The 21219-nt window shown below is 36.0% G+C and carries 22 protein-coding genes; 17 read left to right on the top strand and 5 right to left on the bottom strand.

Features of this window, described 5'->3' with window-relative positions:
• Positions 1 to 94: 94 nt before the first annotated feature.
• On the top strand, positions 95 to 1285 hold the full coding sequence (locus tag CIG1485E_RS05375) for an MFS transporter (RefSeq protein ID WP_235183868.1): 1191 nt from the start codon (positions 95 to 97) through the stop codon (positions 1283 to 1285).
• Here CIG1485E_RS05375 and CIG1485E_RS05370 read toward each other — a convergent pair.
• Both CIG1485E_RS05370 and CIG1485E_RS05365 read right to left on the bottom strand, forming a co-directional pair.
• Positions 1280 to 2068 carry a CheR family methyltransferase gene (locus CIG1485E_RS05370; protein ID WP_038454497.1) on the bottom strand — a complete coding sequence of 263 codons (789 nt, stop codon included), beginning with the start codon at positions 2066 to 2068 and terminating at the stop codon, positions 1280 to 1282. The two genes, CIG1485E_RS05375 and CIG1485E_RS05370, sit on opposite strands and share 6 nt — an antisense overlap.
• Entirely contained in the window at positions 2061 to 2621 is a 561-nt protein-coding gene (locus CIG1485E_RS05365; RefSeq protein ID WP_038454496.1) for a CheB methylesterase domain-containing protein, read from the bottom strand. The genes CIG1485E_RS05370 and CIG1485E_RS05365 overlap by 8 nt, the downstream gene beginning before the upstream one ends.
• Before the next feature lie 160 nt (positions 2622 to 2781).
• On the opposite strand from CIG1485E_RS05365, the gene CIG1485E_RS05360 reads away from it, so the two are divergent.
• From CIG1485E_RS05360 to CIG1485E_RS05330, 7 genes are all read left to right on the top strand, one after another.
• A complete protein-coding gene (locus tag CIG1485E_RS05360; protein ID WP_038454494.1) occupies positions 2782 to 4665 on the top strand; it encodes a flagellar assembly protein A in 1884 nt (627 codons plus the stop codon).
• Positions 4665 to 5219, top strand: a complete 555-nt coding sequence (gene ruvA, locus CIG1485E_RS05355; RefSeq protein ID WP_038454490.1) for a Holliday junction branch migration protein RuvA — start codon at positions 4665 to 4667, stop codon at positions 5217 to 5219. Before CIG1485E_RS05360 ends, ruvA begins: the two co-directional genes overlap by 1 nt.
• Before the next feature lie 257 nt (positions 5220 to 5476).
• Positions 5477 to 6511: a D-alanine--D-alanine ligase gene (locus tag CIG1485E_RS05350; protein ID WP_038454488.1), complete on the top strand. Its 1035-nt coding sequence runs from the start codon at positions 5477 to 5479 to the stop codon at positions 6509 to 6511.
• Between the two features lie 66 nt (positions 6512 to 6577).
• A complete protein-coding gene (locus tag CIG1485E_RS05345; RefSeq protein WP_038454486.1) occupies positions 6578 to 6808 on the top strand; it encodes a type II toxin-antitoxin system Phd/YefM family antitoxin in 231 nt (76 codons plus the stop codon).
• Positions 6801 to 7529, top strand: coding sequence for an alpha/beta fold hydrolase (locus CIG1485E_RS05340; protein WP_051870935.1), 729 nt, complete (start codon positions 6801 to 6803; stop codon positions 7527 to 7529). Before CIG1485E_RS05345 ends, CIG1485E_RS05340 begins: the two co-directional genes overlap by 8 nt.
• Positions 7523 to 8953: a Mur ligase family protein gene (locus CIG1485E_RS05335; RefSeq protein WP_038454484.1), complete on the top strand. Its 1431-nt coding sequence runs from the start codon at positions 7523 to 7525 to the stop codon at positions 8951 to 8953. Before CIG1485E_RS05340 ends, CIG1485E_RS05335 begins: the two co-directional genes overlap by 7 nt.
• 85 nt (positions 8954 to 9038) lie before the next feature.
• A complete protein-coding gene (locus CIG1485E_RS05330; protein ID WP_144242176.1) occupies positions 9039 to 10388 on the top strand; it encodes a sensor domain-containing diguanylate cyclase in 1350 nt (449 codons plus the stop codon).
• Positions 10389 to 10439: 51 nt separating this feature from the next.
• Here CIG1485E_RS05330 and CIG1485E_RS05325 read toward each other — a convergent pair whose 3' ends face one another.
• On the bottom strand, positions 10440 to 11642 hold the full coding sequence (locus CIG1485E_RS05325; RefSeq protein ID WP_038454479.1) for an acetate kinase: 1203 nt from the start codon (positions 11640 to 11642) through the stop codon (positions 10440 to 10442).
• Positions 11643 to 13076, bottom strand: a complete 1434-nt coding sequence (gene pta, locus CIG1485E_RS05320; RefSeq protein ID WP_200876027.1) for a phosphate acetyltransferase — start codon at positions 13074 to 13076, stop codon at positions 11643 to 11645.
• Positions 13077 to 13097: 21 nt separating this feature from the next.
• On the opposite strand from pta, the gene flgH reads away from it, so the two are divergent.
• The 5 genes from flgH to CIG1485E_RS05295 all read left to right on the top strand — a co-directional run bounded on the left by flgH (position 13098) and on the right by CIG1485E_RS05295 (position 17264).
• Positions 13098 to 13796 carry a flagellar basal body L-ring protein FlgH gene (flgH, locus tag CIG1485E_RS05315; protein WP_038454475.1) on the top strand — a complete coding sequence of 233 codons (699 nt, stop codon included), beginning with the start codon at positions 13098 to 13100 and terminating at the stop codon, positions 13794 to 13796.
• A 143-nt stretch (positions 13797 to 13939) separates the two neighbouring features.
• Complete coding sequence (locus CIG1485E_RS05310) at positions 13940 to 15616, top strand: acetolactate synthase large subunit (protein ID WP_038454473.1); 1677 nt, start codon at positions 13940 to 13942, stop codon at positions 15614 to 15616.
• A gap of 3 nt (positions 15617 to 15619) precedes the next feature.
• On the top strand, positions 15620 to 16081 hold the full coding sequence (gene ilvN / locus CIG1485E_RS05305) for an acetolactate synthase small subunit (RefSeq protein WP_038454471.1): 462 nt from the start codon (positions 15620 to 15622) through the stop codon (positions 16079 to 16081).
• Entirely contained in the window at positions 16081 to 17028 is a 948-nt protein-coding gene (gene lpxD / locus CIG1485E_RS05300) for a UDP-3-O-(3-hydroxymyristoyl)glucosamine N-acyltransferase (protein WP_038454469.1), read from the top strand. The genes ilvN and lpxD overlap by 1 nt, the downstream gene beginning before the upstream one ends.
• A complete protein-coding gene (locus CIG1485E_RS05295; RefSeq protein ID WP_038454467.1) occupies positions 17025 to 17264 on the top strand; it encodes a hypothetical protein in 240 nt (79 codons plus the stop codon). The genes lpxD and CIG1485E_RS05295 overlap by 4 nt, the downstream gene beginning before the upstream one ends.
• On the opposite strand, the gene CIG1485E_RS05290 is transcribed toward CIG1485E_RS05295, so the two are convergent.
• Positions 17261 to 17863, bottom strand: coding sequence for a DedA family protein (locus CIG1485E_RS05290; RefSeq protein WP_038454465.1), 603 nt, complete (start codon positions 17861 to 17863; stop codon positions 17261 to 17263). The two genes, CIG1485E_RS05295 and CIG1485E_RS05290, sit on opposite strands and share 4 nt — an antisense overlap.
• A gap of 147 nt (positions 17864 to 18010) precedes the next feature.
• Between CIG1485E_RS05290 and CIG1485E_RS05285 the strand changes: the two genes are divergently transcribed.
• The 4 genes from CIG1485E_RS05285 to CIG1485E_RS05270 all read left to right on the top strand — a co-directional run bounded on the left by CIG1485E_RS05285 (position 18011) and on the right by CIG1485E_RS05270 (position 21206).
• Positions 18011 to 19063 carry a quinolinate synthase NadA gene (locus CIG1485E_RS05285; RefSeq protein WP_038454462.1) on the top strand — a complete coding sequence of 351 codons (1053 nt, stop codon included), beginning with the start codon at positions 18011 to 18013 and terminating at the stop codon, positions 19061 to 19063.
• Positions 19064 to 19131: 68 nt separating this feature from the next.
• Positions 19132 to 19962, top strand: a complete 831-nt coding sequence (gene purU, locus CIG1485E_RS05280) for a formyltetrahydrofolate deformylase (RefSeq protein WP_038454460.1) — start codon at positions 19132 to 19134, stop codon at positions 19960 to 19962.
• Positions 19963 to 20451, top strand: a complete 489-nt coding sequence (locus CIG1485E_RS05275; RefSeq protein ID WP_038454458.1) for a tRNA (cytidine(34)-2'-O)-methyltransferase — start codon at positions 19963 to 19965, stop codon at positions 20449 to 20451. It abuts the gene before it with no gap.
• A complete protein-coding gene (locus tag CIG1485E_RS05270; RefSeq protein WP_051870934.1) occupies positions 20439 to 21206 on the top strand; it encodes an endonuclease/exonuclease/phosphatase family protein in 768 nt (255 codons plus the stop codon). Before CIG1485E_RS05275 ends, CIG1485E_RS05270 begins: the two co-directional genes overlap by 13 nt.
• Positions 21207 to 21219 lie beyond the last annotated feature (13 nt).

Here is a 21219-nt window from a genome sequence, read left to right as displayed (position 1 = left end):
GATATAAATTTAATTAAATTTAGATATAATTGCGGTTGCTTTAAAAATGGGATTTTACCAAAAGGCAAATTTAAAACTTTAGACTTACAAAATGATAAAATATTTAGCACTGCTTAGATTTAATGCAAACTTTAGAATTCTTACGATAATTCAGCTTATTTGCTACTTTGGTATGTGGTTTTCGCATACTGGGATTTTTACTCTTTTAATCGAGCTAAAAGCTCCAGTTTGGGCGGTCACTGCAGCTGCGGCGATGGCGTTTATACCAAATGTTTTGCTAGCTCCGATAAATGGAATTATAATAGATAAATTTAGCCCAAAACCGATGCTAATTTTTCTTATGGCTGTCGAGACCGTGACTGTTTTTATGCTGATTTTTATAGATAATCTTAGCTTTTTGTGGTTGCTTCTAGTGCTAATATTTATCAGAATGGGCGTGGGAGTGACGTATTTCCAAGTCGAGATGAGCTTGCTTCCAAAGATACTCAGCAAGAAAAATATCAAAATGGCAAACGAAATCCACTCCATCATCTGGGCTGTTTCATATACTGCTGGAATGGGATTAGCAGGAGTTTTTATATATTATTTTGGGATTAAGGCTGCTTTTTTGTTTGATTTCGGTCTTTATATCATTGGACTACTTGCTTTAACCAAGATAAAAGTCCCGCCTATGATAAAATCAGGCACCTCAAAAGCTCTATCGATGATGAAAGAGGGACTTGCATATATCAAGTCAAATCCGCTTTTGATGCACCTTATTTGTCTGCATGCTTTTGTTGGGGCTACTGCATATGACAATCTAATAGCTTTAATGGCAAATTACAAGTATAAAGAGGTCATGAGTATATCTCTTATCATCGGTTTTATGAATATGGTAAGGGCGGTTTCTTTGATACTTGGGCCAATTATGCTTAGTAAATTTACAAATGCGAAAACACTTTACTGGCTGTTTTGGGGGCAGTTTATAGGTATTGCTTTGTGGGCTGTTTTGCAATTTAATTTTTATGTTGGGTTTATCGGACTTATCGCTGCTGGATTTTGGACATCGACGATTTGGTCATTTACATTTACCATGCTTCAAAACAACTGCGATAAGAAATTTTATGGCAGAGTCATAGCCTATAATGATATGATATATTTCATCGTCTCAGCTTCGACTTCTGTGCTTATCGGATTTGCTTATGAGATAGGAATAAGTCTGCCTGTGATTACATTTATCATTGGTTTTATGTTTTTTATCGGTGCGTTTTACTATAAATTTGTTTATGAGAAGTATAAACTATAACTTCTCATAATAGCTTGTGTTAAAATCTGATATTTTCCTATAAATATCAGTGTATGGCACTAGATCCGCATGTCCGACATATAGTCTTCCATAAGGTTTTAGGAGCTTGTGAAATCTCTCTATTGCATTAAGTCTGTAGCTCTCATCAAAATATATAAGCATATTTCTTGATAAAATCATATCAAACATTCCAAGCTTAAATATACTATCATCAAATATATTGATAAGCTTAAACTCAACTCTTGGCATAAGCTCTTTTTTGATTTTAAATTTATCTTCCACGCTTGTGAAATATGTTTGTTTTTGTGCCTCGTTTAGGTATTGCAACGCTCTTTGAGTGTAGATCCCGCTAGTGCATTTTTCTATGACTTCTGAGTTTATATCGATGCCTATGATTTGGAGTTTAAATTTATCTATGCCTATGCTTTTAGCAAGTATGCCAAGCGAATAAACTTCCTCCCCGCTACTACAAGGCGCGCAGAGGATTTTTACCATACCATCGCTACTGTTTGCATAGTCAATGACTGATTTGAGCTGTTTTAACTCTCTAAAAAAATATGTCTCATTTATGGTTATTAAATTTAAAAAATCTTGCCTAAGTGGATTATTATATGATAGCCTTGAAATCAGTGCTTCTATGTTTGGCAATGAGTTTTCAGCCGCAAAGCTTATAATCCTATTTTTGAGTATATCTTTTTTGCTAGATAGGTCGTTTCCACTGATTTTTTTGGTTATGTCTAGTATGGTTTGTAGGCTGTTTGCATCACATATAAATTCACTCATTTATAAACCTTTCAAGTTTGATTTTTATCTCATTTAAAGGTGCGCTTTGAAGTTTTGGATTTAGCTCTTTTGCACGTTTTGGCATACCAAAGGCTATGGCTGTCTCTTCGCTCTCAGCTATGCACTGAGCGCCTGATTTGTATAGTTCATTTATCGCAGTAGCCCCGTCATCACCTATGCCTGTTAAGAGTATTGCTAGGACTTGGGCGTATTTGCAAATTTGCGTTGCTGAGCTAAATAGTATATTTACATTTGGGTTAAATATCGTAACTTGATCACAAATATCAGCTGTGATGATTTTTGATGGCAAGATGACGCTATTTTTTTCGCAAATATAAACTTTGTTTTTTAAAATCTCTTTTTTTTGGAGTAAGACTACTTGTGAGTTTATCTCTTCATTAAACTGAGATACAAAGCTTGGCAGGTATGATTTTCCCATATGTTGGGCTATGACGATTGATGTATTTTGTGGCAAAATTATATCATGCAATAGCTTTTTTAGATGTCCTGGACCACCTGTTGATGTGCCTATAAGTATGAGTTTTTGGTTCAAAGCTTAAATACCTTAAATTTTTGCCGGCTATTATAACACTTTTTAAATAAAAAATAAAATTATAAATTTATGCCAAACACTACCTAAACATAGTTTTTTATCTTTAATTTAGCGCCACTATAGTATAATCTGCCAATAAATATACGCATTAAGGACTTGTATGGCCGATAACGAACAAAGATTAATGTCTCCAATCGTCGTAGACACAAAAAACGCCTATCAAGACTTAGAAGTCATAGCAGACGCTGCTAAAGTCGATCCAAAATATTTAGATTTCAATATACTTTCCATCTCGACAAAATACAAAATAAAATCAGATGGGGATTTTACTGAGCTAAGCGATAGTGAGCGAAATATATTTAATGACGATGAGTTTATAAGTAATCCTGATCTTGCCATATCTCAAAGTTATAGGGTTGAATACTTTGATAAAAGAGGTAAAAAAGAGCCACTTTTACCTAAAATTTCACTTGGTGTAAATAAAAATATGACCAAAATAGTAGCTACTATTAAAGAAGATATAAACGTAAAATATGAACCAAATTTTGAAAAAGAACTTATAGGCTCTATCCGTAAAAAACTACTAAAATCAGAAATTTTAATCGGTATCAGAGATACCACGTTGGTTAAAGAAATCAACAAAATAACTTCCATGCTTCGCATAAAAGGTATCATTGATAAAAGTATGACTTTTGTAGTCGCATCTTGGCTAGATCCTGTATTGTCAGTAGATGATCAGATCAATTATTATTATAAAACAAAATCCAATAAAGCAGAAGAATCTGATAGAGTAAATTACTCTGATAGGGGATTTTTGCAAAGCGTTGTTGAGGGCGAGGTCATCATAGAGTATATAAAAGCTAAAGATGGTCAAGCTGGCAGAAATGTCAAAGGTCAGCTCATACCTGTGAGTAGTGCTAAAAAAGCAAACCAGGTAGAGATAAAGGTAACTGATAATATAGAAGTAAAAGAAGATGAAAATAGCGTAAAATATATTTCTAAGAAAAATGGATATGTAAGCCAAGATAATGGAACTTACGATGTCAAAGAGGAGCTAGATGTCAATGAAGTGAGCTTCAAAACAACTGGCTCTATAGAAACAAGCTTAGATTCTGATGTGAAGATAAATATCAAAGAAAGTGATATTTTAAAAGACGCCGTCGGTGCTGGTATGAGCATAGAAACAAACACTATAAACGTCGAAGGAAACGTAGCACGTGGCGCTAGCATAAAGGCAAGAAACGTCACTATAGGTGGTCAAACTCACGCAAAATCAGTTATAGAAGCCCAGAATGCAAATATAGCAGTTCATCTTGGAAGACTAGTTTGTGAAGAAGCTGTCGTAGATAGACTAGAAAACGGTCATATAGAAGCCAAAAAGGTCACTGTAAATTCAGTAATAGGTGGTGAAATAATAGCCGCAGAAGTTCATATCGGAACTCTGTTTTCAAATGCAAACATCACAGCAGCATCTTTAGTCGAGATAGAAAACCTAAAAGGCACAAACAACAGAATAATGATAGATGCTGGACGCATTATGGATTATGAAGATAAGATCACGCAAGCATCGCAAAAAATGGCAAAACTAAAAGCTGAGATAATCTCTATGCCAAAAGAGCTTGAAAAGAAAAAAAATATCATAGACTCCAACAAAAGCTCTGTAACTCTCATAAAACAACGCATAGAAGAGCTAAGAAATGGCGGCAAAACTCCACCGCAATCATTTATCGCTAAGCTAAAAGATTTCCAATCCTTAGTCTATGAGTATAACTTGCTTGTGAAAAATTATGGTGCCAAAAAATTGCTATTAGATGATTTAAAAGATGATATCAAAAAAATGCAAAGTATGGTTTTTGAAGCCAAAATTATCAACAAAAATCGCTGGAAAGAGCTAAATGAGATCAAATTTAGACTAATTGAGCCTAAAAAAGATATAACTTACGTCACAAGAGAGAATGAGCTAGCAAGACTTATCATGCTAAAACATCTCGTCATCGATGAAGAGGATGTATACGAAATCAAAAGATCAAACGAGATAGATTAATGATAAAAGCAATCGAAGGAATAATCACTAAAAAAGAACCTGCATTTGTCTGGTTAAAGACAGCTAGCGGGGTTAGTTATGGGATTTTTATCTCACTTTTTACAAGTGCAAGCCTAAACAAAGGCGATAAGATCGAGCTAATGACAACTCAAATCATAAGGGAAGATGCAAATTTGCTTTATGGCTTTACCAAAGAGAGCGAGCAAAAAATCTTTGAAATGCTCTTAAAAGTAAATGGAATAGGCGCTTCGACAGCTATGGCGGTTTGCTCAAGCTTAAGCCCTGATGAGTTTAGCAAGGCAGTTTTAAACGGCGATGATGCGACGATAAAAAGAGTGCCAGGTATCGGTCCAAAGACTGCTAGAACTCTTATCGCTCAGCTAAGTGACGCTAAATTTGGTGAGATAAGCGAAATGCCAAGCTACCAAAACGAAGCATTTATGGCACTTGAGAGCTTAGGATTTAAAAGAGATAAAATAACAAAGGTTTTAAGCGAGTGCAAGAGCGAAGATACTGCTTTGCTTATCAAAGAAGCACTTAAAAAAATGGCTTAAATTTGGGGCAAACTAAATTTAATAAAAATATTTATAAATTATAAAATTTAAAGATAAGGGTCATTATCGCAAAGCATTTTTTAAGTATTAATTAAGTAGCTTTGGTATAGGTGAAGAATTTTAAGATGAATTTGTGGGTTGTGAGTAAAAATAAAACGGAGCAGGCTCAGTGCCTGTGAGTATTGATTTTTGCGTAACTCCCGCAAATGCGCTTAAAAGGCAAGCCCAAAATAATGTAATTTAGCAAGGAGAATTTGGTGAAATTTGGTATAGTATTTGGTGGCAATAGCTTCGAACACGAAATCAGCATAGTCTCAGCAATCGCTGTAAAAAAAGTCTTAAAAGCAGATCTTAGCTTTATTTTTGTTGATGCTTTTAGAGATTTTTATCTTATCGATCCAAGTGATATGAGAGCGAATTTTTTCAGCAGTGGCAAGTATAAAAACTCAAAAAAACTTCACCTAAAAAAGGGTGGTTTTGCTACTCATGGACTTTTTGGTACTACACTTTTAGACGTGGAATGCTATATAAATTTAATCCACGGCAGTGATGGGGAAGATGGTAAAATCGCTGGTATGTTTGAGTTTTTTGGGCTAAATTTCATAGGTCCTAGACTAGAATCTAGCGTGATGAGTTTCAATAAAGAGCTTACAAAGCTTCTGGCTGTAAAATGTGACGTGCAAATGCTACCTTATGAGACCATAAAACGTGGAGAAAAGCCACAAACTAACTTACCATTTATCCTTAAACCAGCTCGTCTTGGCAGTAGTATTGGAGTGAGCGTTGTGCGTGAGGAAAAAGAGCTTGATTACGCTCTAGACGTGGCTTTTGAGTTTGATAGCGACGTGCTTGTGGAGCCATTTATGGAGGGCATTAGAGAGTTTAATCTTGCTGGATTTAAAGCAGGCGATGAGTTTGAGTTTTCTATCATTGAAGAGCCGCAAAAGAAGGATTTTTTGGATTTTGAGCAAAAATATATGAGCTTTTCAGCTAGAAGCTCTGAAGAAGCAAAGATAGATGAAAGTATCAAAACAGAACTTAAAAATGCGTTTATGGCGATATATAATGGTGGTGCGTTTGATGGAGCTTTGATAAGGTGCGATTTTTTTGTTTTAGATAACAAGGTCTATCTAAATGAGATAAATCCAAATCCAGGAAGCATGGCAAACTATCTATTCAAGGACTTTACAAGCTCTATTACGAGACTGGCAAACTCACTAAAAATGCCAAGAAATATCAAAATCGACTATAAATTTATTAACTCCATTACAAGCAACAAAGGCAAAATTTAGTATTAAAGCATTTGTAAGCCAAATTTATGTAGAATTTTGCGTAAAATTCTACATAAGGATTTAGTTATGGCTACCTTTAGCAAAAACGAAGTCTACACGGCTACTGAAGTTGTGCGAAACTTCAGCACTATCTTAAACAAAGTCGCAAAAGCTGAGATGAAACGAGCTTTTATCGTCAAAAATAACCGTTTTGAAGCAGTCCTTTTAAATATGGACGAGTATGAAAGGCTAAATGAAGCTGTTGTTTTACTAGAAGCCATATACACAACTCGCAAAAAAGAGGGTCAAAATGGCTAACAAACATATCCAAGTAGCACATCATAGCTACACAATAAACTATGAGATAATCAACCAAAATTTGGAAAACTGTATGCTTATCTTGCATGGTTGGGGCGCGAATAAAGAGATAATGAAAAAGGCATTTGCCTCTCATTTGTCTAAATTTAAGCAGATTTATGTGGATTTGCCAGGCTTTGGCTCTAGCCCGCTTGATCACCCACTTGATACGAAAGATTATGCAGCCATCACAAAAGAGTTTTTACAGGCTATAAATCAAAATCCGGACTTCATCATGGGGCATAGTTTTGGTGGCAAGGTCGCTACGCTTTTAGAGCCAAAAAATCTGATTTTACTCAGCACGGCTGGAATAGTCACGCAAAAACCGTTTTTAGTAAGGCTAAAAATCGCCATATTCAAAATGCTTAAAAAGCTTGGTTTTGGTAAATTCTATAGTCTGTTTGCCACAAAAGACGTTGCTGGAATGAGTAAAATTATGTATGAAACGCTCAAAAACGTAGTCGATGAAGATTTTAGAGATATTTTTGCTAATACCAGCTCTAAGACGCTGATTTTTTGGGGGGAAGGCGACAGAGCTACATCGCTAAGAAGTGGCGAAACCATTTCAAGACTTATCAAAGGTAGCCAGTTTTTCCCGCTTAGTGGCGATCATTTTTTCTTTTTACTTCATGCGAAGTTCATATCTGGCGTCATTGGCAGCGAAGTAGGTGAGACATGCTAGAAAACGTACTTTTAAGACTTGGAGCTTTTATTATGAGCGTCTGCCTTGGATTTTATCTTATCACGGCTTTGCAGTGGTTTTCGTATAAATTTAACCGCATTATTTTTCATTACACGAAACCGCTTTGGCATCTGTATTTTTTCATCTTGCCTTTAGCCTTTTTCGCGCTAGCCACGTTTTTAGGCGGTTACGCAGTCTTTGGTGTGAGCGTGATTTTTGCCATTATTCTTTTTGCGTGGCAAAAAAAGCTTGATAAAAAGCTGGTTTTTACAAGTAGAATTAAGAGATTTTTTGGTATTTTGGTTGTTAGTTCGATTTGCTTTTTGATTGTGAGTAGCCAAATTTACGCCGTGATTTTATCGCTTGTGAGTGCGTTTTTGCTGAGCTTTGCTTGTGAAAAGCTAGTTTCTATAAGTTTCAAAATGAGAGCCAAAAACAAAATCTTAAATTTGCCAAATCTAAAAATAATTCTCATCACTGCAAGCTTTGGAAAGACTAGTATCAAAAACTTTTTGTATGAACTCCTAAAAGATGAGTTTGACGTGATCAAAACTCCACGCAGCGTAAATACTCTAGCTGGAATTATCAAAGACATAAACGAAAATCTAAGCCCAAATACTCAAATTTACATAGTCGAAGCTGGAGCAAGGCTAAGGGGCGATATCAAGGAGATCAGCGAGTTTTTAAACCCGCAGTTTGTCATCGTGGGCGAGATCGGCACGGCTCACCTTGAATACTTCAAAACAATAGAAAATATACGAGCCACAAAGCTAGAAGCACTTCTTTCAAATAGGCTAAAATACGCAGTTCTTCACAGCTCAACACTTAAAAAAGCTGACGAAAACACGTGCATTTATGATACTTTGATTCATGATATTAGCTCAAATTTAGACGGTATTAAATTTAGTATGTCGCTAGAAAAACAGACTGAGTTTAGCTCAAATTTGCTTGGAAGTTTCAATGCTTATAATATCGCAGCTTGCGTGTGTATGGCTCTGAATTTAGGCGTAAATTTAGAAAAACTGCTTAAAAGTGTGGCAAATTTGCACCAAGTCGAGCATAGACTACAAAAGATTGAAGCTGGTGGAAAGCTTATAATTGATGATAGTTTTAATGGTAATTTCAAAGGCATGAGTGCGAGCTATGAGCTAGTAAAAAGCTATAAAGGCACAAAAGTATTGCTTACTCCTGGCATCGTCGAGGGCGAAGATAGCCTTAATGAAGAGCTTTCAAAAATCATAAATGAGACCTTTGATATAGTCGTGATAACAAGCATGGCAAACGAAAAATCTCTTAGTAAATTTCTAAATAAACCAGAAGTCATCATCTTAAAAGACAAGTCAAAGATGACTGAGTTTTTAGCGGAGAATACCAAAGCTGGAGATTTGATACTCTTTAGCAATGACGCTCCAAGCTTTATTTAGAGCTATTATCACGTTGTTGTCAATTTAAATATTAGGGGTAGTTGTGAAGATAAAAGGACTATTAGTTATAACTATAACGTTTATAGTGTGGTTGATAGTATTAGTCTATGCTTCTGTGAGTTTGGTAAAAGAACAAATGGAGCAAAATAGTTTCAAATATCTAAATGAAGCAACGCACCAGCTCGCAGCCGATCTGTATAAAACGACAGATATGGATCGCACTATACTAACAGCAATGGCATCTATAATCGCAAATGAGAGTGATGATAATGTGCTTAGTAAGGTGCTTGGTGGGTATAATAGTATTGGCTCTTATATAAATTATGTTGAGCTACTTCGTCCAGATAATACGATGCTTGATAGCAACGCAAATGTAAGAGATGTGAGTGGGGTGCTGAATTTTGACATTGAGAGTAAAAAAGGCGCTTATGTTTCTGACATAGTATATAGCACAAAAGACCCACAAAAACGTATTATCAGAAATGCAATACCAGTAGTAAAAAATGGCAAAACTATCTATATACTATATGGCGTGGTTGATTTGACTAAGTTTGCTAACTCCTATAAAACAAATATTTATGATGGAAATGCGTATGTCTATCTAGAAGATGGAAATACTGGTGATTTTCTTTTAGATACTTGGCATAAAAGCTTTGGGAATATCTCTGATTATTCTGATAGAAGCGTGCTTTCAAAAGATGATTTTAAAGACGCTATTATCAATATGCGAAATGGTATCGATGGGAATTTGACTTTCATCTCAGATACGACTGGCGATATACTTTATATGAACTATAAACCAGTTGGCATAAATAACTGGAATGTGGTCGTAACAGTCCAAGATCATTATGCATTAGCAGATAGTAGGGCAGTGAATAAAATCATGTATCAAATGCAATTGATGGTTGGAATTTCGATCTTTATATATGTTGTACTAGTTATTGTTATGTTGATACACTCTTATCATTCGATTAAAAAAATCGGGCTCAATGATAAAAATACAGGACTTCAAAATAGAAACGCTTATGACGCAGCTATATCTAATAACAAAGCTAAAAAATTTGAGTCGTTGGCGTGTATTTTTATAGATGTAAATGGACTGCACGAGATTAATAATGCAAGTGGTCACGAAAAGGGAGATGAGTTGCTTTCGTATGTAGCTGATAATCTAAAAGAAGAGTTTAATATATCTGATATTTATAGAGCTGGTGGTGATGAATTTATTATTATTATTGAAGGTATGAGCGAAGAAACTTGCAAGGCTAAAATGGAAATAGTTAATAATGCGATCAATGCTCGCAAATACAGTATTGCTTATGGAATATCAGTACTAAAAAACACCACTGGATACAGTGAAGCTATACATAGTGCAGATGATAAGATGCTTGAAAATAAAAGATTGCACTATGCGAAATGCGGGCGCAAATCAAGGTAAATATCAGAGTGTAATTATATCAAATTTGTTTAGCCAAATTTGGCTAAACATTTATGATTTTTTGCAAGAGTTGATGATGCGAACTGTATCTTCTGCTATGGCTAGCTCTTCATCTGTAGGGACGATGATGATACGGACTTTAGTCTCAGGAAGTCCAACCCAGCGTGGCTCATCGTGAGGGGCTGCGTTTTTATCTTTATCCATTCTGATACCAAATATTTCAAGCCCGCTACAGACTGCTTCACGCACTCTAGCGTCATTTTCGCCGATACCAGCAGTAAAAATGATAGCGTTTATCTCGCCAAGTATTGCGATGTATGCGCCGATGTATTTTTTGATACGTAAAACAAACATATCAAAAGCTAGTTTAGCGTTTTCATCTCCAGCGTCCATTTTGGCTTCTATTTCACGCATATCGTTTGTGCCGCCTATGGCTAAAAGACCGCTTTTTTTATTCATTATGGTGTCTATTTCTTCACCACTTAAATTTGCATTTTTCATCAAAAATGGTACGATGGCTGGATCTATACTTCCGCACCTTGTCCCCATCATAAGTCCTTCAAGTGGCGTCAAACCCATAGTTGTATCTATGCATTTTCCGTCTTTTATCGCTGAGATACTAGCGCCACTTCCAAGGTGCAAGGTAATACAGCTAAACTTATCAAAATCTATGCCAAGTACCTTCGCTCCAGCCTTAGCCACAAACTGATGGCTTGTGCCGTGAGCACCATATTTTCTGACTTTGTATTTTTCGTAAAACTCAAAAGGAAGCGGATACATATATGAGCTTTTTGGCATTGTTTGATGAAAAACAGTATCAAAAACAGCTACATTTGGAATGTCAGGGCGAATCCTTAGAGTCTCTTTCATGCCTGCTAGGTGGGCTGGATTGTGAAGTGGAGCTAGAGGTATTAGATTTCTTATAGTTTCTAAAACTTCATCATCTATCAAAACCGCATCATCAAATAGATCTGCGCCTTGAACTACTCTGTGTCCTACGCCATCAATCTCATCTAAACTACTTAAAACTTTACTACCGAAAAGTAGCTCATTCATCACGTCTATTCCAAGTCCATGATCGTCGATATAGCCTGTTTTTTCTAAGACTGTTCCGTTTTTTGTGATGATTTTTGCGTGAGCATTTGGCATGCCGATTTGCTCTACTAGCCCTTTACAAAGAGCGGTTTTAGTTTCCATATCATAAAGCTTAAATTTGATAGAGCTACTTCCTGAGTTTATAACCAAAATTTTCATCTATTCTCCTTGTATTGCGCTGATTAAAACCGTATTTACGATGTCTTCTACGCTACAACCCCTACTTAAATCATTTACTGGTTTATTTAGGCCTTGCAAAATCGGGCCAATGGCAAGAGCGTCTGCACTTCTTTGGACTGCTTTGTAGCAGATATTTCCGCAGTTTAAATTTGGAAACACAAATGTATTTGCCTGGCCAGCGACTTTTGAGCCCGGCAGTTTTTTGGCTGCTACTTTTGGATCTACTGCAGCGTCAAACTGTATAGGACCATCGACTGCTAAGCTTGGATCTAGCTGCCTTACTTTGTTTGTCGCCTCAGCTACAAACTCTATATCGTCTCCTTTTGCACTATCTCCAGTTGCGTAGCTAAGCATCGCTACTTTTGGCTCTAGCCCAAAGTCTTTGGTTGTTTTTGCAGTGCTGAGTGCTACGCCAGCTAGCTGGTCTGTGGTGGGATTTGGTGTGATAGCGCAATCAGCAAATAACTGAATTTGTGTATCTAAACACATGATAAAGCTTCCGCTCACGCTTTTAACTCCAGGTTTCATCTTGATAAACTGAAGTGCAGGGCGGATAGTCTCAGCTGTGGTCGTGCTAGCTCCACTTACCATAGCATTTGCTATATTTTTATAAACTAGCATAGTCCCAAAGTAGGTTCTGTCTTTCATCAGCTCTTTTGCAGTTGCCAGCTCCATTCCTTTTTCTTTTCTTAGCTCAAACAGAGTTTTTGCGAAATCCTCGCTAAACTCATTATATGAATGATCTATAATCCTTATGCCTCCAAGATCTAGCCCAAGGCTATTTGCCTTGTCATTTATCTCGTCCTTGTTGCCGAGTAAAATCAGCTTCACTGAGCCACTTTTTAGAAGTATTGCAGCTGCTTTTAGCACTCTTTCATCATCGCTTTCTGGCAAAACTACTGTTTTTATATTTTTTGCAGCTCTTTGATATAGTGACATCTCAAATCTAAGCGGAGTTATAGCGGTGCTAGTTTTGGTAAATATATTTTCTACGCTACTCAAAACATCAAATTTAAATATTTTACTTTTAAATTTGCTTTGTTTGCTTAGTAAAAATGGAGAGTTTAGGTTTTTTGCTATTTCGTCATCTAAAATATCGATAAAACCACCAACAACTATGATAAAATCTGCTTTTATAGAGTCAAATTTAGCTATCATATTTTTTAAAAGTATATTTTTATTGCCGTTACCTATTTGCTCTATTGCCTCTGTTTTGGTAAGAACAGTGTTACAAATATTCACATTATCATCAGATATAGGGAAAAATGTAACAATATTTTTATAAATTTTTCCTAAATGCTCAAACAAATTTTGCTTAAATTCGTGATTTTCAAAGTCGGAATTTAAAACATAAATACTTCTTAACACCAGCTTCTCCTTATTTTGGAACTTATTTTGCTTAAATTGTATCATATTTATATTTTAAGGTAGTTTATGAGCAAATATATTTTTACTGTTTTTTTACTGGTTTTGACAGGTTGTGCTAGTAGCGATCCAAAGATTTCTATGGAGCCACCAGCTTACGTAGAGCAGCTCCCAGCGAAAGAAAATGGTCTTGGGCAAGTAAATCAAGGAAGCCTTTTTGGGCGTGGAGATAATCCTTTGTTTTCAGATAGAAAAGCTATGAATATAAATGATATCGTGACTATTGTCATTAGTGAAAATACAAATCAAAGCTCAAAAAGTGATAAATCCACAAACAAAGACTCAACACTATCATTAAATGCTGGAGCCTTTAGCGCTGGAGATGACTCAAGATGGGGCAGTGTGACAAATCAGCTAAACAGACTTACAAATGTAGGATTCAGTGGCGGAAGTGCGAACAAATATAGCGGAAGTGGATCAAATACAAGAAATGAAGCATTTACTACCACAATCTCAGCTAGAATCATCAAAATACTAAATAACGGAAATTATTTTATAGAAGGAAGCAAAGAGCTACTCATAAACAACGAAAAACAAATCGTACAAATAAGTGGCGTCATCAGACCTTATGACATCAGCCAAAACAACCAAATCGAATCTAGATACATAGCAGATGCTAAGATACTTTACAAAACCGAGGGCGATTTAGACAGAGCTACTACAAAACCTTGGGGAACTAGAATGCTAGAGAGTATTTGGCCGTTTTAATCCATCAAATTTAACGTAGATGTGTGAAATTTACACATCTACAAAACAGTTTTTAAATTTCAATATATAAATTTCTCATATTTTAAATTTGCTTAACAAAAATCAAGGTATAATTTAACATTTTTATACAAAAGGTGGAACGAATGAAAAGATTAAATGGTTCACAGATGATAAGTGAAGCATTAAAGCACGAAGGAGTTGAGTTTGTTTTTGGCTATCCTGGTGGAGCGGCTTTAAACATATATGATGAGACTTATAAACAAAATTATTTTACTCATATACTTACTCGTCACGAACAAGCAGCAGTGCATGCAGCAGATGGATACGCTAGAGCTAGCGGCAAAGTCGGAGTTGCTTTTGTGACAAGTGGTCCTGGTTTTACGAATGCTGTAACTGGCCTTGCTACTGCTTATGCTGATTCGATTCCACTGGTGCTCATAAGCGGTCAAGTCGCCCTACCGCTCATAGGTACTGACGCATTTCAAGAAATAGACGCTGTTGGCATCTCAAGACCTTGTGTAAAACATAACTTTCTAGTCAAAACAATAGATGAGCTTCCTCGCATTCTAAAAGAGGCTTTTTATATAGCAAGAAGTGGTCGTCCAGGCCCTGTGCATGTGGACGTGCCAAAAGACGTAACGGCTGCTATTGGGGATTTTGTCTATCCTGATGAGATAAAAATGCAAACTTATAAGCCAACCACAAAAGGTCATCCAAATCAGATTAAAAAAGCCTGTGAAGCTATAAGCAAATCCAAAAAACCTATCTTATATCTTGGTGGTGGAGCTATAAACTCAAATGCCAGCGATGAGATAAGAAAATTTGCCGCTACCGCTAAAATCCCAGCCGTGCTTACTTTAATGGCACTTGGTGTTTTAAGAAGTGATGATGAGTTAAATTTAGGTATGGTCGGAATGCACGGAAGCTACGCTGCAAATATGGCTTTAAGTGAGTCAGATCTCATAATCTGTCTTGGAGCTAGATTTGATGATAGGGTTACTGGAAAACTAAGCGAATTTGGCAAAAATGCAAAAGTCATACACGTAGATATCGATCCAAGTAGCATTGGCAAAATCGTAAATGCAGAGTATCCAATAGTCGGCGATCTAAAAAATGTAATGATAGAGCTAAATGATAAAATAGATATAAAAGATGATATTTTCAAACCTTGGAGAGATCAAATAGAAATCTATAAAAAACTTCATCCACTTGGCTACAAAGATAGCGATGAGGTCTTAAAACCTCAATGGGTAGTACAAAATATAGCCAAAATCACTGGAGAAGACGCCATAATCGCAACAGATGTCGGTCAGCACCAAATGTGGGTAGCGCAATTTTATCCATTTAATGAGCCAAGACATCTGCTTACAAGTGGTGGGCTTGGAACAATGGGATATGGCTTGCCAAGTGCAGTGGGAGCTGCGTGGGCTAGTGATAAACCAGTCATCGCTGTGAGTGGGGATGGTGGATTTCTTATGAATATCCAAGAGCTGATGACTCTAGTAGCAAATAAAAAACGCGTGATAAATATCATTTTAAACAACAACTTCTTAGGAATGGTTCGCCAATGGCAGACATTTTTCTATGAAGAGAGATACTCAAACACAGATCTAAGCATTCAACCAAATTTTGTCAAAATTTGCGAAGGTTTTGGCGGAGTTGGATTTAGCGTTAAGACTAAAGATGAGTTTAAAGCTGCACTTAAAAAAGCTCTTGAGCTAGACACGGTAAGCGTTATAGAGGTAAAAATAGATAGATTTGAAAACGTTTTACCTATGGTTCCAGCTGGAGCTGCAATTTATAATATGATATTGGAGTAAGCAATGAGAAGAGTTATATCAGCTATCGTTTTAAATGAGCATGGCGTTCTAAGCCGTATTGCAGGGCTTTTTTCTGGACGTGGATACAACATAGATTCTTTGACTGTTGCTCCAGTGCCTGATAGTGAGTTTTCAAGAGTAAGTATCGTAACTAGTGGCGATGAGAGGGTTTTTGAACAAATCGTAAAACAACTTCATAAGCTCATCCCTACATACAAAGTCATAGATAGCGGCGAATACGTAGAAAAAGAGATGGTCTTAGTCAAAATTTCTTTAAATGAAGATTTTAGCGGACTTGATGCGATACTAAAATCTTACAACGGAAGCGTTGCAAACGCAAACGAAAATTATATTATCGTTATGGCTTGCGATAATGCTAGTAGGATTGATTGCTTTATAAAAGTTATGAAAAAATATAATCCGATTCAAATCGTAAGAAGCGGATCTGTAATGATGGAAGTATGATGAAATTAAGTGAAATTTATGGTATTTTAAATTTAGAGTTTAGTGGCGAAGATATCGAAATCCAAGCCCTAAATTCGCTCGGACGTGCAAACGAAAATGAGCTAAGCTATTGCGATAGCCCAAAAAATGCTAAATTTATCGAAGATAGCAAGGCTGGAGCCGTGCTTGTCACAGAGCAAATGGCAAATTTAGTCAAAAGCAAAGCCATCGTGGTAGAAAATCCGCACCTTGCATTTGCTATTCTTTCTAAGCCTTTTTCAAAGCCGCTTTTTTATGAAGTAGCAGAGTCTATGATAGATGAGAGCGCGACTATCATGCCAAACGTACATATAGGTAGCAACGTAAAAATAGGCAAAAATACAGTTGTGATGGCTGGAGCTTATGTGGGAGATAATGTAGTCATAGGTGATGAGTGTATAATCCACCCAAATGTCGTGATATATAATGACTGCAAGATAGGAAATGAGTGTCACATAAACGCAAATGCAGTCATAGGAAGTGATGGATTTGGTTACGCTCATACTAAAATGGGTGAGCATATCAAGATCTATCACAATGGCTGGGTTGAGCTTGAAGATAACGTAGAAATCGGTGCTTGCACGACGATAGATCGTGGCGTGTTTGAGCCAACTATCGTAAAAACTCATAGCAAGATAGACAATCTAGTCCAAATAGGTCACAACTGTGAGCTTGGATTTGGTTGTATCATCGTGGCTCAAGTAGGGCTTGCAGGAAGCTCAAAGCTAGGAAGAAACGTAGTTATGGGTGGACAAAGCGCCACAGTTGGACATCTTAGCATAGGTGATTTTGCCAAAGTCGCAGGTCGTGGTGGCGTCACAAAAGACATTGAAGGCAAAGAAGATTACGCTGGATATCCTGTAATGAAGCTAAAAGAGTGGTTCAAACTCCAAGCAAAAATGCTAAAAGTATTTGGGATAAAACGATGAGTAGGGTTAAAATTTATAGAACTTTTGCACTCCACGATACAAGAAAAGGCACTATAAGTGTTGCAAATTTAGACGAGCCTTATGGAAGAGGCTCAAAGCCAGTCGTAAGTATAGGAATAAGTCTAAAAGGCGAAGATGAACCTGACTGGAAAGTCCATATCCCATACGAAAATCTCAACGAACTTTTGGACTCTCTTACGCATATAAAAAATGAATTAAGAAAAACAAATTCTTAGTTTGTTTTTCTTTTTTGAATGTAAATATAGGCTACACTTATGATGGCTACAGCTATTACAAGTCCTATTGTGATAGTGTGGAGATACTCTTTTATCAGCTCTTTTTGATCGCCTAAAACATATCCGATAGCCATAAGTATAGCCACCCAAATCCCAGCTCCAATGCTTGTAAACAAGCAAAATCTAAACATATTCATCTTTGCAAGACCTGCTGGAAGACTGATATACTGGCGAATTCCAGGAAGCAAACGGCAATTAAAAGTCGAAATCTCACCGTATTTTATAAAAAACTTTTCAAATTTATCCATTTTTTCTGGCGTTATACCAACGTATTTACCATATTTTTCTATGAAACCTCTACCAAAAAAATAACACAAATAGTAGTTAAAAATAGCTCCAGCAAGACTACCAAAAACCCCTGCTAAAAATGCAATCCAAACATTCATATCGCCTTTGAAAACCAAGTATCCAGCTGGTATCATCACGACTTCGCTTGGAAAAGGAAAAAAGCTGCTTTCTAATGCCATAAGTAAAAATATTCCAATATATCCCCACTCACCCACTAAATTTACTAAAAAATCAACAATCTGGGCTAACATAGTTCTCCTTAAAAAAATATAATTTTATCAATGATTAGTAAATTTTTGATGTTATTTTGTGCAAAATTTATATATAATTTAAAATATACATAAATTTGGATCTGTTATTTTGATAACCAAAAAATAGTTATTTTAAAAGGAGGTCTGGTGAAAGAGTCGCATATAAGCCAAATTCTAGACAAATATGGCGACGATATTTTAATCGCAGCCCACTACTATCAAAGCCAAGAGATAAGAAAGTACGCAAACATCGTAGGCAGCTCATACGATCTCATAATGCAGTGTGCAAAAAGCAATGCTAAATTTATAATATTATGTGGTGTTTCTTTTATCGCTCAAAGCATATCTATGTTTGCTAAAAATGGACAAAAAGTCATACTTCCTGATCCAAATGCTAAATGTTTGATGGCTGACTCTATTGATTTTGTTACCGTAAGTAACACCATTTTGATGATAAATTCACTTACTGAGAAAAAATGCGCGCCAGTAGTCTATATAAACTCACTCATAAGCCAACAAGGAATCTGTGATAAATTTGACGGATCACCATGTACTGGCTCAAATGCAAAGCAGATTATGGATTATTATCTAAAACAAGATAGACCGATTTTTTGCTATCCAAATTTTTATCTAGCGTTAAACTGTGCAAACGAGCTTGGTATCAAGCCAGAAGAAATAGCTATTTTTGCCAAAGATTTATCGTTAAAATGCAAAGGCGACTTGTCAAAGGCAAAACTATTTTTATATGACGCTTGTTGTGGAGTACATCAAAAGTTTAAAATAGAGCATATTAGAAATGTTAAAGCTAAATTTAAAGATATAAAAATAGCAGTTCATTTTGACTGCAGTGAGGGCGTGGCAAAACGAGCTGATTTCGTCGGTTCTAGCGATGATATTTATGAGATGATAAAAGGCTCAAATGATAAAAAATGGGCTATTGGAGCTGATTATGAGCTTGTTTTAGAGCTACAAAAACAAAATCTGGATAAAACTATTATCGCATTAACTATCTCGACCTGTCCTAATATGCAAAAAATCACTCTAAAAAACCTTGAAAAATCACTTTTAAATATTGAAAATTTCATAGAAACTGGCTCAAAGCTTAATTCGCTCACGCACACAAAACTAAGCAAAGATTATCTTTCTAGTTCGCTAAAAATTATGTCAAATATAACGTCACTTCAAGCAACTCACAACTAGCAGATAATCTATATTTTAGTAAAAAAACGCTATAATCTAGCCAATTTTTTTAAATTTTTGGAGAGATTTTGAATTATATTTTAAAAATTGACTGTTTTGATGAAAAAGGTCTTATCCTAAGAGTTAGCGAAATAGTCTTTAAAAATGGATTAAACTACGTCAGTACAAGTGAATTTGTCGATCACGAAAATGAGAGATTTTATATGCGTGCAGTTATGGTCGGCGATATAAATGTGAGCGAGTTTAAAAACACTTTGAGTGCGTTTTTGCCACGAGATGCAGGGATTTTTTGTGAAGAAATTCGCAAAAAAGATATAATAGTCCTTGCGACAAAAGAAAATCACTGCTTGGGCGATCTACTCATCAAACACAGCAGTGGAGAGCTAAATGCAAATATCTTAGGCGTGGTAGCAAACCACGATACTCTAAAGCCTTTGGTAGAAAAATTTGACATACCTTTTACTTTGATAAGTACTGAAAATTTAAGCAGAGAAGAGCATGAATTAGCTGTTTTAAACGAGCTTAAAAAATATAAATTTGACTACATGGTTTTAGCAAAATATATGAGGATTTTAAGCCCAAATTTTGTGGCAAATTATCCAAAAAAAATCATAAATATTCACCACTCATTTCTTCCAGCTTTCATCGGCGCAAATCCTTATAAACAAGCTCATGAGCGTGGAGTTAAGATTATCGGAGCCACAGCGCACTTCGTGACAAATGACCTTGATGAGGGGCCTATCATCACCCAAGATGTCGTTAGGGTAAATCACGAAATGGGCTGGAAAGATATGCAAAAAGCTGGTAGAAACGTCGAAAAAACCGTCCTTAGCAACGCGCTTGATCTTGTTTTTGATGAGCGAGTTTTCGTACATGGTAACAAAACGGTGATTTTTTAGATGTTTAACATAGTTTTGGTTTATCCTGAGATCCACACAAATACTGGAAGCATCGGCAGAATGTGTGTCAATGCTGGTTGCACACTTCATCTTATAAAACCTCTTGGATTTGAGATAGATGATAAGCATTTAAGGCGCGCGGGGCTTGATTACTGGGCGAAGCTAAATCCTAAAATTTGGGAGAGTTTTGATGAGTTTATGGCTGAGAATGCTAAATTTCAAGATAGATTTTTCTTTGCTACGACTAAGACAAATCAGCTATATTTCGAGGCTAAATTTAAGCCAAATGATTTTATATTCTTTGGCTCAGAAGGTCATGGGCTGCCGCTTGAAATAATGAGATTAAATAAGCCAAATTGTATAACTATACCGATGACAAACAATGGCAGAAGCCTAAATCAAGCTACAAGCGTGGGAATAATAACCTATGAAGCCATAAGACAAAATATATCAAATTTTGACTTTAGGAGCGAAGTTTGCGAGTTTTAGTTTTACTATTTTTTGCTATTTTTGCTTTAGCTGGCGAGCTAAAAATTGCTAGTTTTAATACTGAAAATCTCTTTGACGCCGTAGAAAATGGCAGCGAATACAAGGACTTTAAAAACGGCCGTTGGAGCAAATTTGAGTATGAAAAAAAGCTAAAATCTACATCAAATTTAATCAAGCAAATAGACGCCGATATAATAGCTTTGCAAGAGATAGAAAATGAAAATGTGCTAAAAGATTTGGCTAAAATAAGCGGATATGAATACTATAAATTTGCCACATTGGATGCAAAATCGCCTTTTGGGCTCGGATTTTTGTCTAAAATCGCTATCAAAGATAGCCAAAAATTTATTGTCAAAGATGTCAAAACTAGACCGATTTTATCCATAGATGTGGAATTTGATGGTAAAATAATGAAGCTTTTTTGCGTTCATTTCCCAGCAAAGAAAAATGGTATCAAAAAGCAAAAAACGGCTGCAGATGCTTTAAAATCAGCGATTTTTCAGCAAAAAAACACAGTAGTTTTGGGCGATTTTAACAGTGAATTTGGTTATAAATTTTTACTAAAAGATTTTAGCACGTTTAAAAACGCTTGGGATTTGGTCGCTAAATTTGATAGAAAATCACACGTGAGTGGCAGGGCAATCGATCATATAATATATAGCCCTGATTTGGTGGTAAAAAGTGACTCATTTAAGACCAAAAAATCATCTAGTTCAGACCATTTGAGCTTAGAAGCTATCATAATGCAAAAGTAGCAATGAGGAAGAT

The sequence above is a fragment of the Campylobacter iguaniorum genome, from assembly GCF_000736415.1.
GTDB classification, from domain to species: domain Bacteria; phylum Campylobacterota; class Campylobacteria; order Campylobacterales; family Campylobacteraceae; genus Campylobacter; species Campylobacter iguaniorum.
The sequence above is the reverse complement of the archived record's forward strand: the minus strand, read 5'-3'. Positions and strand labels throughout refer to the sequence as shown.

Bases quoted from the DNA above. Each gene is read 5' to 3' on its own strand.
- ruvA (WP_038454490.1), top strand. From the start codon at position 4,665: ATGATAAAAGCAATCGAAGGAATAATCACTAAAAAAGAACCTGCATTT.
- flgH (WP_038454475.1), top strand. From the start codon at position 13,098: ATGAGCAAATATATTTTTACTGTTTTTTTACTGGTTTTGACAGGTTGT.
- CIG1485E_RS05360 (WP_038454494.1), top strand. From the start codon at position 2,782: ATGGCCGATAACGAACAAAGATTAATGTCTCCAATCGTCGTAGACACA.
- CIG1485E_RS05310 (WP_038454473.1), top strand. From the start codon at position 13,940: ATGAAAAGATTAAATGGTTCACAGATGATAAGTGAAGCATTAAAGCAC.
- ilvN (WP_038454471.1), top strand. From the start codon at position 15,620: ATGAGAAGAGTTATATCAGCTATCGTTTTAAATGAGCATGGCGTTCTA.
- CIG1485E_RS05340 (WP_051870935.1), top strand. From the start codon at position 6,801: ATGGCTAACAAACATATCCAAGTAGCACATCATAGCTACACAATAAAC.
- CIG1485E_RS05275 (WP_038454458.1), top strand. From the start codon at position 19,963: ATGTTTAACATAGTTTTGGTTTATCCTGAGATCCACACAAATACTGGA.
- CIG1485E_RS05335 (WP_038454484.1), top strand. From the start codon at position 7,523: ATGCTAGAAAACGTACTTTTAAGACTTGGAGCTTTTATTATGAGCGTC.
- lpxD (WP_038454469.1), top strand. From the start codon at position 16,081: ATGAAATTAAGTGAAATTTATGGTATTTTAAATTTAGAGTTTAGTGGC.
- CIG1485E_RS05325 (WP_038454479.1), bottom strand. From the start codon at position 11,642: ATGAAAATTTTGGTTATAAACTCAGGAAGTAGCTCTATCAAATTTAAG.
- CIG1485E_RS05370 (WP_038454497.1), bottom strand. From the start codon at position 2,068: ATGAGTGAATTTATATGTGATGCAAACAGCCTACAAACCATACTAGAC.
- CIG1485E_RS05345 (WP_038454486.1), top strand. From the start codon at position 6,578: ATGGCTACCTTTAGCAAAAACGAAGTCTACACGGCTACTGAAGTTGTG.
- pta (WP_200876027.1), bottom strand. From the start codon at position 13,076: ATGATACAATTTAAGCAAAATAAGTTCCAAAATAAGGAGAAGCTGGTG.
- CIG1485E_RS05295 (WP_038454467.1), top strand. From the start codon at position 17,025: ATGAGTAGGGTTAAAATTTATAGAACTTTTGCACTCCACGATACAAGA.
- CIG1485E_RS05290 (WP_038454465.1), bottom strand. From the start codon at position 17,863: ATGTTAGCCCAGATTGTTGATTTTTTAGTAAATTTAGTGGGTGAGTGG.